Source organism: Meiothermus sp. Pnk-1, from assembly GCF_003226535.1.
In the GTDB taxonomy this organism is placed as follows: domain Bacteria; phylum Deinococcota; class Deinococci; order Deinococcales; family Thermaceae; genus Allomeiothermus.
On sequence record NZ_QKOB01000001.1, the window covers coordinates 69,583 to 83,564 of the forward strand.

At 66.8% G+C, this 13,982-nt stretch carries 13 protein-coding genes; 2 read left to right on the forward strand and 11 right to left on the reverse strand.

Annotated features, from left to right (window positions below):
- Positions 1-40 precede the first annotated feature (40 nt).
- Complete coding sequence (locus DNA98_RS00380) at positions 41-619, reverse strand: LUD domain-containing protein (protein WP_110524470.1); 579 nt, start codon at positions 617-619, stop codon at positions 41-43.
- A gap of 28 nt (positions 620-647) precedes the next feature.
- Here DNA98_RS00380 and DNA98_RS00385 point away from each other — a divergent pair, with 28 nt between their 5' ends.
- Entirely contained in the window at positions 648-1,394 is a 747-nt protein-coding gene (locus DNA98_RS00385; RefSeq protein WP_110524472.1) for an SDR family NAD(P)-dependent oxidoreductase, read from the forward strand.
- On the opposite strand, the gene DNA98_RS00390 is transcribed toward DNA98_RS00385, so the two are convergent.
- Complete coding sequence (locus DNA98_RS00390) at positions 1,391-2,782, reverse strand: LutB/LldF family L-lactate oxidation iron-sulfur protein (RefSeq protein ID WP_110524474.1); 1,392 nt, start codon at positions 2,780-2,782, stop codon at positions 1,391-1,393. The two genes, DNA98_RS00385 and DNA98_RS00390, sit on opposite strands and share 4 nt — an antisense overlap.
- An 11-nt stretch (positions 2,783-2,793) precedes the next feature.
- Complete coding sequence (locus DNA98_RS00395) at positions 2,794-3,534, reverse strand: (Fe-S)-binding protein (protein ID WP_110524476.1); 741 nt, start codon at positions 3,532-3,534, stop codon at positions 2,794-2,796.
- Between the two features lie 70 nt (positions 3,535-3,604).
- Here DNA98_RS00395 and DNA98_RS00400 point away from each other — a divergent pair, with 70 nt between their 5' ends.
- Entirely contained in the window at positions 3,605-4,474 is an 870-nt protein-coding gene (locus DNA98_RS00400; protein ID WP_233493023.1) for an alpha/beta hydrolase, read from the forward strand.
- Here the strand turns inward: DNA98_RS00400 and DNA98_RS00405 are convergent.
- The 8 genes from DNA98_RS00405 to galE form a co-directional block, all read right to left on the reverse strand.
- Positions 4,448-5,776, reverse strand: a complete 1,329-nt coding sequence (locus DNA98_RS00405; RefSeq protein ID WP_110524480.1) for a cell wall metabolism sensor histidine kinase WalK — start codon at positions 5,774-5,776, stop codon at positions 4,448-4,450. The genes DNA98_RS00400 and DNA98_RS00405 overlap by 27 nt on opposite strands.
- Positions 5,777-5,850: 74 nt before the next feature.
- Positions 5,851-6,525, reverse strand: coding sequence for a response regulator transcription factor (locus tag DNA98_RS00410; RefSeq protein WP_110524482.1), 675 nt, complete (start codon positions 6,523-6,525; stop codon positions 5,851-5,853).
- Positions 6,522-6,881 (reverse strand): hypothetical protein, encoded by a 360-nt coding sequence (locus DNA98_RS00415; protein ID WP_110524484.1) that lies wholly within the window; start codon positions 6,879-6,881, stop codon positions 6,522-6,524. The genes DNA98_RS00410 and DNA98_RS00415 overlap by 4 nt, the downstream gene beginning before the upstream one ends.
- A 276-nt stretch (positions 6,882-7,157) precedes the next feature.
- The gene (locus DNA98_RS00420; RefSeq protein ID WP_110524486.1) at positions 7,158-8,090 is read right to left on the reverse strand and encodes a carbohydrate kinase; all 933 of its coding nucleotides are present in this window, start codon (positions 8,088-8,090) and stop codon (positions 7,158-7,160) included.
- Positions 8,087-8,740, reverse strand: coding sequence for a transaldolase family protein (locus DNA98_RS00425; protein ID WP_110524488.1), 654 nt, complete (start codon positions 8,738-8,740; stop codon positions 8,087-8,089). The genes DNA98_RS00420 and DNA98_RS00425 overlap by 4 nt, the downstream gene beginning before the upstream one ends.
- Positions 8,741-8,815: 75 nt before the next feature.
- Complete coding sequence (locus DNA98_RS00430; RefSeq protein WP_110524490.1) at positions 8,816-10,606, reverse strand: ExeM/NucH family extracellular endonuclease; 1,791 nt, start codon at positions 10,604-10,606, stop codon at positions 8,816-8,818.
- A 54-nt stretch (positions 10,607-10,660) separates the two neighbouring features.
- Positions 10,661-12,841 carry an MMPL family transporter gene (locus DNA98_RS00435; protein WP_110524492.1) on the reverse strand — a complete coding sequence of 727 codons (2,181 nt, stop codon included), beginning with the start codon at positions 12,839-12,841 and terminating at the stop codon, positions 10,661-10,663.
- A gap of 60 nt (positions 12,842-12,901) precedes the next feature.
- A complete protein-coding gene (gene galE / locus DNA98_RS00440) occupies positions 12,902-13,906 on the reverse strand; it encodes a UDP-glucose 4-epimerase GalE (RefSeq protein WP_110524494.1) in 1,005 nt (334 codons plus the stop codon).
- Between the last annotated feature and the right edge of the window lie 76 nt (positions 13,907-13,982).

Genomic DNA, 13,982 nt, shown 5'->3' on the forward strand with positions numbered 1-13,982 from the left:
GAGGCTCGGGCGTGTGTGGACTGGAGCGCTTTGCGAGCCGTCAACCCTCCCAGGCGATGATGGCGGCGATGAGGCGCCCCGGCCCATGCACGCCCCGCACCATGACCTGTCCGATGTCCGCTGATCTACTGGGTCCGGAGTGCAGGGCGATGGCCGAGGGGAGCTGGCCTTTGAGTTCGGCTAAAGCTTCGGCCAGCGTCCCGAAGACCTTGCTCTGGGGGAGGAACACCAGGTGGGTGGGGGGCAGCAGCTGAAGACGGCGGCCTTCGGCACTGCCTACGATCACCGAACCGGTCTCGGCCACCGCCCCCAGGGCCCAGGAAATACCCAGCGGGGCCTCCTCGGGGGGCAGGGCCGGAAGAGGGGGCGTGAGCGGGGCGGGGAGGAGAGAGCCTACAGCTGCCCCGCTAAAGGCCCGGACGAACTCGGCCAACCAAGACTGGGCCTCCTCGAGCCCAGCGAGCCGCACCACCTCGCCCCCGTTGCCGCCCAGCCGCTCGGTGAAGAGGGCGAGGGCTTCCTCGCGGGAGAGGCCGGGCAGGGTGAGGGGGTCGGGCAGGACGGGGCTGGGGCGGTGCTCGAGGGCCCGACGTACGCGCGCCAGGATGCGCTCTTTCATCTACTCAAAAGTATAATAGAGCCGCCGTATGGACCTCGGGATTGATGGGAAAGTCGCATTGGTGACGGGCGGAAGCCGGCTCATCGGCCTCGCGATCGCCCAGCGGCTGGGACTGGAGGGGGCCAAAGTGGCGATCTGCGGACGCGACTCGCAGAGGCTCGAGGAAGCCGGGCACCTCCTGCGCGAGCAAGGGATCCGGGCATTCACCTACCCCGCCGACGTCCGGGACGACGCCCAGGTAGAAGGGTTGCTCCAGGCCGTCACGGAGGAGTTCGGGGGCCTCGACCTCCTGGTCAACAACCCCGGCGGGATCGTCAGAACCGGGCCCTTCAGCACCGTCTCGCTCGAGGAGTGGCGGCTGGGCTACGAGGTCAACGTGGTGAGCATCCTGCGGGTGGTCCGGGCCGCCCTACCCAGCCTCAAGGCGGCACCCTGGGGGCGCATCGTCAACCTGGGGGCTTTTTACGTCTCGCCAGGCACGCCGGGGCTGCTCACCGAACTCGCCGAGAACGCCGTGGCCAAGACGTCGGTGGCGGCTTTGACGAAGGTGATGTCGGAGGAGCTGGCCCCGAACATCACCGTCAACTGCGTGGCCCCAGGGCCGGTGGGCGACGCCCATGCGATGCGGGAGATGACCCGAACCTTCCCCATTCCCAGGGCGGCCGATCCAGGGGAATTGGCCGATCTGGTGGCATTTTTGTGCTCGAGGCAGGCCGGCTACATCACCGGGCTGACCATCCCCTTCGACGGCGGCGCGAGCCGCCGTCTCGTCTAGATCCCCTCCTCCCACAACTCCCTGAAGCTCCTGGGGCTCGGCTTCAGCCCGGCCCGGCCCTCCACCCAGGCCTTGAGCACCGGGACTACGGTGTTGTCGAGGGCTTTCTCGGGCAGCAGGCGCAGGGCTTTGGCGGCCAGGCGGTAGGCCCAGGGGCGGGTCATGGCCAGGGCGTAGCCCTGGATGGCGGCCTTTTCGAAGCGGGGGGTGAGGCCCTCCTCCACGGCGCGGTGGCGCCAGGTGAGCAGCAGCTTGGGGATGGGGATCTTCACCGGGCAGGCCTCGTAGCAGGCCCCGCACAGCGAGGAGGCGTAAGGGAGGGGTTTGGTGTTCTCCAGGCCCACCAGCCCCGGGCTCAGCACCGCGCCGATGGGGCCGGAGTAGACGTAGCCGTAGGCGTGGCCACCGGTCTGGCGGTAGACCGGGCAGGCGTTGAGGCAGGCCCCGCAGCGCACGCAGCGCAGGGTTTCCCAGGCTTCTTCGTCGGCCAGGACGCTGCTGCGCCCGTTGTCCACGAAGACGACGTGGACCTCCTCGGGGCCATCCGGTTCGCTCGAGCGGCGGGGGCCCTGGATCAGCGAGACGAAGGTGCCCAGGCGCTGGCCGGTGGCAGCGCGGGCGGTGAGCGAGAGGAACACCGCGAGGTCAGAGAAGCGGGGCAGGAGCTTCTCGATGCCCACCAGCGCGACGTGGAGGCGGGGGGCGGAGGTGGAGAGGCGGATGTTGCCCTCGTTCTCGATGAGGGCGATGGTTCCGGTCTCGGCCACCATGAAGTTGGCCCCGCTGATGCCCATCTCGGCCTCGAGGAAGCCCTGCCGCAGCAGCTTGCGGGCCGCCGCCGCCAGGGCATCGGGCGCGGCGTCGAGGGGGGTGCCGAAGCGCTCGTGGAAGAGCCGGCGGATCTGCTCGAGGCCTAAGTGGATGGCCGGGCCGACGATGTGGCTGGGGGGCTGCTCCAGGAGCTGGATGATGTACTCGCCCAGGTCGGTCTCGAGCACGCTCACGCCCAGGCTCTCGAGCAGCGGGTTGATGCCCAGCTCCTCCGAGAGCATGCTCTTGGCCTTGACCACCCGCTTCACGCCCCGCTCGCGCACCAGCGTGGCCACGATGCGCTGGGCCTCCTCGGCGTCTTCGGCCCAGTGCACCTGGACACCGTTGCGCTTTAGCGCAGCTTCGGCTTGCTCGAGGTAGTGCTCGAGGTTCATCAGGACGTGGTTTTTGACCCCTTCGGCGAAGTGGCGCCACTGCTCGGAGTCCACCTCGGCATAGGCCGCCCGGCGCTTGGCGTCGAAGCTCAGGGTGGCCCCCGTCACCGACTCGCGCACCTGGGGCTCTTCCCGGATGACCCGCGCCGCTTCCTTGGGGTATTCGTTGGATCTAACCTGCATGGGGATTCTCCTCAGGCGTCTTGCGTTCTGCGGTTTTGCGCTGCTTCCCAGAGCACCGCGGCCAGCGGCTTCACGCAGAGGGGCAGCCCGCGGTTGTGGATGCGGCCCGACAGGTGCAGCAGGCAACCGCCGTCGGCGCTGGTGAGCACGTCGATCTCGGGCAGGGTCGAGAGCTTGCGGTCGGCCATGCCCAGCGACACCTCGGGCAGCTTGACCGAGAACAGCCCGCCGAAGCCGCAGCACTCGGTGGCGGCGGGCCAATCGACGATCTCGGCTCCGGCGCTCCGCAGCAGGGCGATGGGCTCGTCCTTGAGGCCCAGCTCGCGCAGGGCGTGGCAGCCGTGGTGATAGGCGATGCGCTGCCCGGCGAGGCCCTGTCCCAGCCGGGTGATGCCCAGCACCCTGACGATGAACTCGGCTAGTTCGTAGCTCTTGCCGCTGAGGCTGCTGGCGCGGGCGAACATCCTGGGGTTGTCGCGGTAGAGCTCGGGGTAGAAGGCCCGCAGCATGGTGGTGCAGGAGCCCGAGGGCAGCACCACGTAGTCGGCGTCCTCGAACACTCCCAGGGTGTGCTCGGCCATCTGGCGGGCCTCACTCCAGTAGCCCGCGTTGTAGGCGGGCTGGCCGCAGCAGGTCTGGGCTGGGGGAAAGTCTACCTCTACCCCCAGGTGCCGCAGGAGCTTGACCGCCGCCACCCCGGCTTCGGCGAAGAACTGATCGGCCAGACAGGTTACGAAGAGGGCTACCCGCATGGATAGGCTGAGTATACCGCCTCTTAGCCCAGCGCCGCCGGGCAGGGGGCGTAGAATGATAGCCGTGTTGATGCGACCCACCGAACTCTATGCCGATATATGGCGGCCTTACCCTGTTGGCCCCGACCACACCGTGGTAGGAAGGGTTCTGGTGGCCAAGGACTTCTACAGCCCAGAGCTGGACAACCACCGGGATCTTCTGGTGTACTTACCTCCCTCTTACGGTAGCGATGGGCGGCGCTACCCGGTGCTGTACATGCACGATGGGCAAAACCTCTTCGATAACTACACCAGCTACGTGGGCGAGTGGCGCGTAGACGAGACCATGGAGGGGCTGGCCAAAGAGGGCCTCGAGGCCCTCGTGGTGGGCATACCCAACGCAAGGGCCGAGCGCCTTCGCGAGTACAGCCCCTTTCCCGATCCTGAGCACGGCGGGGGCAAGGGCGAAGCCTATCTGGCGTTTATCGTCGAGACGATCAAGCCCCGGATCGACCGGGATTTTCGTACCCTGCCCACCCGCGAGCATACCTATGTGATGGGCTCGAGCCTGGGCGGCCTGATCAGCCTCTACGCCCTATTCCGTTACCCCGAGGTGTTCGGGGCGGCGGGGGTGGTGAGCCCGGCTTTTTGGTTTGCTAACCGCGCCATCTTCGACTATGTGGAGGGGCATGCGAGGGTGCCGGGGCGGGTGTACATGGATGTGGGGTTCAAGGAGGTAACCCGTTCCGAGGTCTCGAGCCGCCGCTACCTGGCCGAGGTGCGCCGGATGCACCGACTCTTGCAGCATAAAGGGCTGCGCCCCGGCCCCGATTATCTCTACGTGGAGGACCGTCAAGGCCAGCACAACGAGTCCGACTGGGCCCGGCGGCTGCCGGGGGCGTTGCGCTTCCTGCTGGGTAGGAGCGTTGGGGCGTCAGTCCTCTTCGATGTCGCTCAATAGGGGTAGGTACACGGTAAAGCGGGTATCCCCCGGCTTGGAAGTGACCTCGATCTTGCCCCCGTGGGCCATGGCGATCTGCCGGGCGATGGCCAGCCCCAGCCCGGTTCCGCCTTGGGGACCGCGGGCAAAGCGCTGGAAGAGCCGGGGCAGGATCTCCGGGTCGATGCCGGGACCGTCGTCGCGCACCGCGAACACCGCCCAGCCTTCGGGGGGGGTGCCCTGGGTAGGGGGTAGGGTCTCGAACGGGTCCAGGTTTTCCCGCCAGGCCATGACCCGCACCCCCTGAGGGCGCTCGGCGGCCCGCACCGCGTTGGAGATGAGGTTTCGCGCCAGTTGCATCAACCGGTCGGGGTCGCCCAGCACCTCCAGGTCTTCCTCGGGGAGGCGCAAGGTCACGCCGGGGTATTCCTGCACCACCTGCCTGAGCACCTCTCCTAAGCTCACGATGTGGGCGTTCACACTGCGCTCGGCCTCGCCCCGGGCCAGGGCCAAGAGGTCGCCCACCATGCGGGTCAGGTGCTCGGTGGTGCGTTTGGCCCCCTCGAGCGCGCTTTGTTCAGCCGGGTTGCGGGAGAGGCGCTCGAGGTAGCCGGTGAGCGAAGTCAGGGGGGTGCGCAGTTCGTGCGAGACCTCGGCCAGGAAAGCCCGCTCGCGCTCGCGGGCTTCGCGCACCGCAAAGAGCAGGCTATTCACCCGGTCCACGATGCGCCCTAGCTCGTCGGGGGGGCCGGGGTATCGGACCTCCGAGAGGTTTTCCGGCCCCCGGTTCTGGATGGCTCGGCTAGCCTCCTGCAAGGGGCGCAGGGTGAGCTGGGAGGTCACGATGATGAGGAGCACCCCCACCGGCAACAAGAAGAGGAGGCTCAGGGCCACGCTGCGCGCCACCTGGTCGGAAAGCGCGTAGATGTAACCGATATCCTGACTGAGCGCGATGGTGCCGAAGGAGACCCGCTGATAGGCGGCGATGAAACGCAGGCTGGTGTAGATGCGCGGGCTGTTCCCGGCGGTGAGGATGACCTCTTGGGGGATGATCTGCTCGGGGTTATCCTCGCGGGGAAGAAAGCGGTGGCCCGTCAGGTCGTAAAAGCTGACGTTGATGTTGCCGGTACCCTCTAGAGGAGCCGTCCCGGTGAGCCCGGCGGAGTAAAACTTGGCCAGCTGCTCGGTATCGTGGAGCAGAGCGTTCTCCACATAGGCGAAAAGGCCCCGGGTGACCCCTACCTGAGCGGCTAGGGCTGCCAGGAGCACCAACATGCCCCAGACGATGGTGAAGATGAGGGTGAGCCGGACGCGGAAGGACATGACCGAAGCTCGGCGCAGAACTGCGGAAGCCCGTCTATTGTAAGCGTTGGGCGTATCGCGCGTTGCGCTGAGCGCTATTCTTTTTCCCGCTGCCGCAGGGCGTACCCTACCCCGCGCACGGTGCGCAAATAGCCGTAGGCCCCGGCTTCACGCAACTTGGAGCGCAGGTTGGCGACGTGCACATCCACCACATTGGAGTCGCGCTCGAGGCTGCGGCCCCAGAGGTGCTCTTCGATCTCCACGCGGCTGAATACCTTGCCGGGGCGAGTGCATAGAAGCGAGAGCAGCTCGAACTCTTTGGGCGAGAGCCGCACTTCCTGACCCTCGTAAAAGACCTGGCGCTTGGAGAGGTGGATTTCGAGCCCTCCGATGGTGACCTGTTCGCCCCCCTCGCGGTGGCGCAGCTGCACCTGGATGCGGGCCAATAGTTCGGCGGGGTGAAAGGGCTTGACGATATAGTCGTCAGCTCCCTCCGAGAGCAGGGTGACCTTGCGCTCCACGCTGTCGGCGGCGGTCAGCACGATGATGGGCACCTCCGCCCCAACCCGAATGCGCCGCGCCACCTCGCCTCCGTCCAGATCGGGCAGTCCCAGATCCAGGATGACCAAGTCGGGGGGGGCTTCGCGTAACCGCACCAGGCCCGACATGCCGCCGGGTGCCCAGTCCACCTCGAACCCCGCGTCCCCCAGCTCGAGCTGGAGGAGATGGGCGATCTCCGGGTCGTCCTCGATCAGCAGGATGCGCTTCATCGTTCCTCCGGTAACACTTTGCCATCCGGCAAACTCAGCCGGTAGGTGCGGGTCAGCAACTCGTTCAAGCTGATCTGACCCCCTTCGACATTCAGCCATACATCACCCCTGGGGGCGCTCAGTCCACTATAGATGTAGGGTTTACCCCCAGTTTGGATAAAAAGCAGGATGTCCCGGGCAATGGGTACGCTGACCCCCTTGGCCCTGGCCACCAGGCGCCGGTCCTCGGAGACCACATACGAGGCGTAGACGGTACGCAGGTCCGGGGACACCAGCCGCAATTCGCTCCCCGGAGGGATCCAGGGGAGGCCGGGGAGCGGCGCCAGCGAGAGAAGCACCAGAAAGAATACGCGCATCTAGGCCCTCAGTATGTGCGCAGACCTCACGGCCTGGGGATGGGAAGACGGTAAAGGAAGATTAAGCCTTAAGCTTTCCCCTCAAGCAGACAAACTTCCACCGACACGCTAAGAAAGCTACCCTATTCCAAATCGCTTAATCAAGCCTAGGGCTTCTTGCTCAGGAATCTCTCATGCTTGTTGGCCCCCCGTGGAAGCGGAGGGGTTTTATTGAAGTCCGCCCAAAGCACCCCTGGGTGCGAGCAAGAGCTATCCAGCCTGTCCGCTTTTGGGATTTCAATTCTGCTCCCAGGCTACCTCCTCCCGCCAGGGCGGGTCGGCTCCAGGGCGGGTACAAGTGATGGCTGCGACCTGCGCCGCAAAGCCTAGGAGCTGGCGGACTTGCTCGCTCGAGAGGGCCTCGAGGGCCGCTCGCGACAGCGCACCCGCCCGCCACAGCCAAGCGAGCAAGGCCCCCATGAACGCATCCCCCGCCCCGACGGTATCGGCGACGGTGACCGGGGGGGCCGCGACCTGCAGGGTCTCTTCTCCCCGCTGGGCAAAAGCCCCGCGTCCACCTTGGGTTACGATCACCAGGACGGGGCCGTAGCCCCTCCACCCGGCGGCGATCTCCTCCAGGGCCTGGCCTGGGTAGAGCCACTCCAAATCAGCCTGGCTGACCTTGACCAGATCCACTTGCCGGAGCCAGCCCTCGAGCTTGCGCAGGTAGGCGGCCTTGTCGGGGATCAAAAAGGGGCGCACGTTGGGGTCCAGGCTGACGAGGCGCTGGCCCGCCTCGCGGGCCAAGAGGCCCTCGAGGGTGGAAGCGGTCGGTTCCAGCAGCAGCGAGATCGAGCCCAGGTGCAGCGCGGCGCCCGGGGGAAGTGCGCTGGGCAGATCCTCGGGCCGGAGCAGGGTGTCGGCGGTGTTTTGGCAGTAGAAGGAGAAGAACTCACCCCCTTCGGTGGGGGTCACCAGGGCCAGGGTGGTGAGTTCGGGGCCTTCCACCACGTACTCGAGGCCCACCCCGCTCTGGCGGATATGGGCGCGCAATAGCTGCCCGAACCCGTCGCGGGAGATTCGCCCTAAAAACCGCACCGGCGCCCCCAGGCGCCCCACCCCCACCGCCACGTTGTAGGGCGAGCCCCCGGGGTGGGGGATATAGGCCAGCCGCCCCTCTACTCGGGTGGGGCTCAGGTCAATCAGCGCCTCACCGGCGACGACGATCATCGGTTCACCTCGCTCGCGGCATTTTCAAAGCTGCGGGTGGCCTCGAGGGTCAGAGGCTCCTGGAATAGCCGCTCGGCGATGCTCGGCGATACGGTGGCGCAGCGCACCCCCGCCTGGGCCAGGCTGACCAAATCGGCGGTGGAGCGGATCGAAGCGGCCAGGATCTCGGTGGAAGAGCCAGTCTGGCGCAGGGCATGGGCCATCTGGGCGATGACCGCGTGGCCGTCGCGCCCGCTGTCGTTGATGCGGCCCAGATAGGGAGCTACGTAAGCGGCCCCCGCCGCCGCGGCCAGCAGGGCCTGGAAGGGGGCGTAGACCGCGGTGACGCAGGTCCGAACCCCCTCGGCGGCCAGCCGTGAGGCCACCGTGAGCCCCTCGCGGGTGGCGGGCAGCTTGACCACCACCCGGGGGTCCAGCCGGGCCAGCTCGCGCCCCTGTTCGAGCAACGGCTGGGTCTCGCCCCCCCAGCTTTGGAAGTAGACCTCCCGCGCTCCCCGCTCCAGGACACCCTCGGCGAACGCCGAAAGCTGCCTTTTGCCCAGGCCCGCCTCCCGCAGCAGCAGGGGATTGGTGGTCACCCCGTAAAAGACACCGGTCTCGAGCAGGGGGGAGAGGCGCTCGAGGTCGGCGGAGTCCAGGTAGAGCTTCATGGCGCTACCCCGGCGGCGCGCCGTGTAAGGAGTCCGGCAGCGGATCTCATCGCTCCGATTTTACCTCGCGCTCGGCTAGGGATCGGCGCTCAGGTTCAGCCCGATCAGCAGCGGGTCGTGGTCGGAGGAGCGGAAGGGGGTGGGGGCGTAGCGGTCGTCGGGTTTGAACTCGGTGTTGTAATCGAGCACCCGGGGCTCGTCGGCGTTGATGTGCCACTCGGTGATCCCGGTAACCTGCGAAGCGAGGCTCGAGGTCGCCAGGGCGTGGTCGAGGTTGCCGGACTCGCCGTTGAACACGTAGCTGTAGCGCCGGGCGGCCGGGATGCGCAGGATCAGGTTTTCCAGGCCGGACCCTACGAGCACCTTCAGCGGGTCCTCCTCGGCGTAGGCGTTGAGATCGCCCACCACCAGCACGTCGGGATCGGTGGCCCTGAGGTCGTTGAGGAAGCTCACGAGCCGCTGGGCTTGTCGTACGCGCAGGGCGTTCCAGCAGCCCTGGCCGGTATCCGCCTGGTCCCCGCTGGCCCCCTCGCAGCCTTTGGATTTGAAGTGGTTGACCACCACCGTGAAGCGTCCCCCGGTGGCCCGGTCACGAAAGGTTTGGGCCAGCGGAGGGCGGGAGTAGACCGGGTCATCGTCCACCCGGAAGGCTCCCTCCGGCCTGACCCGGGCCGGTTTGTAGATCAGGGCGACTTTGATCTGGTCGGTGCCGAGGCTGCCGGTCGCCAGGGCGGTGTAGGCCTCGCCGCCCAGCGCTGCGTTGAGCGCCCGAACGAGGTCCTCTAGCGCAGCGTCGCCGTTGTTTTGTATCTCGATCAGCCCCACTATATCGGCGTCCAGGGTGCGTAGGGCAGCTACCAGCTTGGCCCGTTGCCGCTCGAGCTCGGCCTGGTTGCTGGCGCCGCGGGCGCCCAGGGTGGTGAAGTAGTTGAGCACGTTGTAGCTGGCTACCCTGAGGGAGCCCCCCACGTCTTCGGGGGCCTCGGGCCGGGGGTTGCTAGGGATAAAATTGACGGTGCCCACCGGCTCTACTCGGTAGCTGGAGAAGCCGTAAGAGAGGACCCCAGTGAGCCCTACCACGCTGTCCCCGACCCGCCGGGTGCCCGAGGTATCCGCTGCCGAAAGGTAGGGGATAGGGCGGGGGTTTTGCCCGTTGCTGCCATCGTCCAGCAGGATGCGCCGCAAGGGATTGCCCTTTGCCGTGTCGCCCAAGCCGTTGCCGTTGTTGGGATGGAACAGCCGCCCGCCCGCCGAGAGGCCGATCTCCCCAAAGCGGCCCAGGTTATACACCTCGCTGACGGTGAGGGTTTGGGGAAAGCCCACCAGCATCCCCTCGTAGCGCTCGAGGTCGCCTGGACTCGCCAGCGGCAGGGCCAGCGGGGTGGGATCTACGGCGACCCCCGTGGCGCACACCAGGACGCTACGCACCTCCTCGAGTTCGGTTAGGGTGCCCTGAGCATCCCCTGGAGAGGCGTACTCGCGCACCTTGCCGGTGACCCGCACGTAGTCCCCCGCGTTCACCGGGAAGCCCGAAGGGGTATAGACGAACAGGCCATCCGAGGTCTCGGGGTCGCCGTCGCCGGGGAGGTCCTGGAGGAAAAAGCCTTGGAGCTGGTTTGGCTCCTGGTAATCCCCCACCACCACCCCTTCGGTGGTCACCACCTGCCCCACCAGGGGGCTCGAGGCTCCCCTGCCTTGTATCTGAAAGGTACGTGCTACGCCGGAATCTGCCGGACAGGAAGCCGCCTGGCCCAAGGCCGCTACGGCCACGCCCCACCCTTGGGCAGGGGGGCTTTGCTGGCCAAGCGCCACGAGCAAGGCCAAAACGATCCACCATTTTGAAACTTTTCCATAAATATGCCGCATACGTGCTCCAGTATTACCACCGGCGGTCAGGCGTAGGCAACCAAGGCCGCTGGGTTAGCGCTCGAGGCTCACGCGGGGCATCCAGTTTTTAAGCCAGCCGGGGAGCCACCAATTCCACCGCCCGGCTAGCACCAACACCGCCGGCACCAGCACCAAGCGCACCAGGCTGGCGTCCAGGATGACCGCTACCGCAAGCCCTAAGCCGATGGTCCTGTTGGCCACCACGTCGCCCTGCACGAAGGCCAGGAAGACGATCACCATGATCAGCGCGGCGCTGGTGATCACCGAGGCGGTGCGTTCCAGGGCAGCTTTCACCGCCAGGCGGGTCTCGAGCCCTTTCAGGTGGCCCTCTTGTACCCTCGAGAGCAAGAAGATCTCGTAGTCCATGCTGAGGCCGAAGATCACCGCGAAGAGGATCAGCGGCAGGCTCGAGTCGATCACGCCCGCGCCTTGCGGTAGGAAGATCAGGGTGATGACCCCATAGGCCGCCCCCACGGTGAGGCTATTCATCACGATGGACTTGAGGGGGATCACCAGCGAGCGGAACATCACCCCCAGCAGCACGAAGGTGGCGGCGTAGACCAGCCCGATCGCCAGAGGCATGGCCCCCACCAGGGCGTCGGTGAACTCCTGGGAACCCACCGGGGCTCCGCCCAACAGCACTTTCCGGAATCCTGCCCGGTGCGCTGCTTCACGCAGACGGGTTTCCCAGCTCCGGATCGCCTCGGGCCGGATGTGCTCCTTAGGGATCACTGTCAGCCGCAGGTAGCGCCGGTCCTGGCTGATCGAGCGCTGGGTGAGCGAGGCCAGATCGCCCAGGCCCCCATCTGATGGGCTCCGCGCGGCGAGGAACGGCGAGATCACCAGCCGCACCTCGGGCCAGCGGTTTAGCTCTCCATCCAGCTTTCTCCACTTGCTTCGGGCCTCGGCCTCGAAGCCGCCTTGCCCTAGGTCTAAGAGGATCTCGAAGGCGTCCAGGCTTCCGCCCAGCTCGAGCGGGCGGATGAGCTCGAGGCCCCTGCGGCTTTCCACCTGCGAGGAAAGCCCAAAGGCACCGGTGTACCCCAGCCGCATCGAGAGGGTGGGCCAGGCCAGCCCCAGCAAGAACCCCACCCCCAGCAGCGTGAACCGCCAAGGCCGCTCCATCACCCGCTCGCCCCAGTGGCCCCAGAAGGCGCTGGCTCTTCCCGAGGCGGTGAGCCGGAACTGAAGCCGGCGGGGAGAGTTGACCCGCTCGCCCAAGAGGGCCAGCAGGCTCGGAACCAGGGTGATCGAGGTGAGCACCGTGACCGCCACCGCCAGCACCCCGCCCAGGCCCATCGAGCGGGCGAACGCCAGGTCGGGGACGAGCAGCGCGCTCATGGCGATCCCCACCGTAAGCCCGCTGAAGGCCACGCTGCGCCCGGCGGTGCGGGTGGTGACGGCAGCCGCCTCCCGAGCGGAAAGCCCCCGGGCCAGCTCCTCGCGGAAGCGGTTGACCATCAACAGGGCGTAGTCGATCCCCGCGCCCAAACACAGCAGCGTCACCACGCTCCGCGCCAGGCTGGCCACCGGGATCAGGTGGGTGAGGCCCCACACTAACGCCAGGGTCAGGGTGATCGAGAGCATCCCCACCACCAGGGGGATCCCTGCGGCCACGAGGGCGCCGAACGCCAAGACCAGCACCAGTCCGGTCAGCGGCAAGGCGGTGACCTCTGAGCGCGTAGCGTCGGCCTCGAGGCGGTGGAGGAAGTCCTGGGTGACCGCGCTTGCGCCGGTGACGTAGAACCGGGTCTGGGGGAGGTTCACGGCTTGGGTTTCCCGCCGGATGGCCCGGATCACCGGGTCGGCGTTCGCCAACCGGGTCTCCACAATCGTCGCGGTGACGTACTGGCCGCCGACCTTCCCCGAAAGCTTCAATGGGCTCTCGGCGTCGAAGCGGGTCAGGGTGCGCACCCCGTCCAACTGTTTCAGCCGCTCGGTGAGGGAGCCATAAGCCTGGAGGAAGCGAGGGTCGGCAGGGGGGAGGGCCGACGCACTCACCACCAGGGTGCGGTCTAGGCTCTCGAGGCCAAAGGCCTGGTTCAAGATGCGCATCACCTGCTGCGACTCGCTTCCCTTGACGGCCGAAGTGTTAGCGCCCAGGCGGCCTGGGGCCAGCGCAGCCAGGGGAAGGGAGACCAGCGACAGGGCAAACCAAGCGAGCAAGACCCAGCGCGGTCGGGTGGCGTTGAGGTGGGCGAGGAATGGGAACACAAAGCACCAGGCCTAGTGTGTACCTGGGCGGCTGTGCCCCACAAGTGCGCTCGCCAACTTTCAGGCGTAGCCCAGGACGGCTTTGCGCCGCTTTCCCCACTCGAGGGCGCTGGCGATCCCCTCCTCGATGCTGCGTTCGGCCTTCCAGCCCAGAAGTTCCCAAGCCCGCTCGGCGTTGGCGTAGGCCCCGGCCACGTCGCCGGGGCGGGGCGGGGCCTCGCGTTTGGGGATCTCCCGCCCGTAGACCCGCTCGAAGGCCGCTACCAGCTCTTTTACGGTCACCCCGTTCCCGGTGCCCAGGTTGATGACCACGTAGGTCTGCCCGGTTTTCTCCAAGACCTGCTCGAACTGCTCCACCGCCTTCAGGTGGGCCATGGCCAGGTCCCAGACGTGGATGTAGTCGCGGATGCCGGAGCCGTCGCGGGTGGGCCAGTCGGTCCCGGTGATCTGAAACTCCGGGAGCTTGCCCAGGGCCACGTCCACCATCTTGCCCAGCACGTGGCTGGGCTCGCGCACGTGGATGCCGCTGCGGTACTTGGGATCTGCGCCGATGGGGTTGAAGTAGCGCAGGGCGATGGCGCGCAGCCGGGTGGCCCGGCTGAGGTCCTCCAGCACCATCTCCATCATGTACTTGGTACGGGCGTAGGGAGAGAGGGGCTTGAGGGGGGAGTCCTCGGTCACCTTGAAGCCGGGAACCGCGTCGTAGATGCTGGCCGAGGAGCTAAAGACCACCCTCGGGTAACCCAGCTCCTCGAGGTTCTTGAATAGCTCCAGGCTTTTGCAGACGTTCTCGCGGTAGTAGAGGTAGGGCTTTTCCACCGACTCCGGCACCACGATGAGGGCCGCGCAATGGATAGTGGCATAGATGTCGGGGTGTTCGCGAAAGATCCGCTCGAGCAAAGTCCGCTCGGCGATGTCTCCTTCATAGAAGATGTGCCCCTCAGTAAATATTCGCTGGCCTGTCACCAGCGAATCCAGGATCACCGCGGTATGTCCCGCATCCTTGAGCGCGTTGGCGATAGTGCTGCCAATGTACCCGGCCCCGCCTGTCACCAAAACTTTCATGCCCACCATCTTACATCCCCCCTCTTCTCCTCTTGCTTGCGAAGCCTTGTGTTGGTTTTCGATGCTTGCTCGTCTC

Coding starts and splice junctions, on each gene's coding strand:
- DNA98_RS00395 (WP_110524476.1), bottom strand. CDS start 3,534: ATGCGGGTAGCCCTCTTCGTAACCTGTCTGGCCGATCAGTTCTTCGCC.
- DNA98_RS00420 (WP_110524486.1), bottom strand. CDS start 8,090: ATGATCGTCGTCGCCGGTGAGGCGCTGATTGACCTGAGCCCCACCCGA.
- DNA98_RS00390 (WP_110524474.1), bottom strand. CDS start 2,782: ATGCAGGTTAGATCCAACGAATACCCCAAGGAAGCGGCGCGGGTCATC.
- DNA98_RS00380 (WP_110524470.1), bottom strand. CDS start 619: ATGAAAGAGCGCATCCTGGCGCGCGTACGTCGGGCCCTCGAGCACCGC.
- DNA98_RS00415 (WP_110524484.1), bottom strand. CDS start 6,881: ATGCGCGTATTCTTTCTGGTGCTTCTCTCGCTGGCGCCGCTCCCCGGC.
- galE (WP_110524494.1), bottom strand. CDS start 13,906: ATGAAAGTTTTGGTGACAGGCGGGGCCGGGTACATTGGCAGCACTATC.
- DNA98_RS00430 (WP_110524490.1), bottom strand. CDS start 10,606: ATGCGGCATATTTATGGAAAAGTTTCAAAATGGTGGATCGTTTTGGCC.
- DNA98_RS00405 (WP_110524480.1), bottom strand. CDS start 5,776: ATGTCCTTCCGCGTCCGGCTCACCCTCATCTTCACCATCGTCTGGGGC.
- DNA98_RS00385 (WP_110524472.1), top strand. CDS start 648: ATGGACCTCGGGATTGATGGGAAAGTCGCATTGGTGACGGGCGGAAGC.
- DNA98_RS00400 (WP_233493023.1), top strand. CDS start 3,605: ATGCGACCCACCGAACTCTATGCCGATATATGGCGGCCTTACCCTGTT.
- DNA98_RS00410 (WP_110524482.1), bottom strand. CDS start 6,525: ATGAAGCGCATCCTGCTGATCGAGGACGACCCGGAGATCGCCCATCTC.
- DNA98_RS00425 (WP_110524488.1), bottom strand. CDS start 8,740: ATGAAGCTCTACCTGGACTCCGCCGACCTCGAGCGCCTCTCCCCCCTG.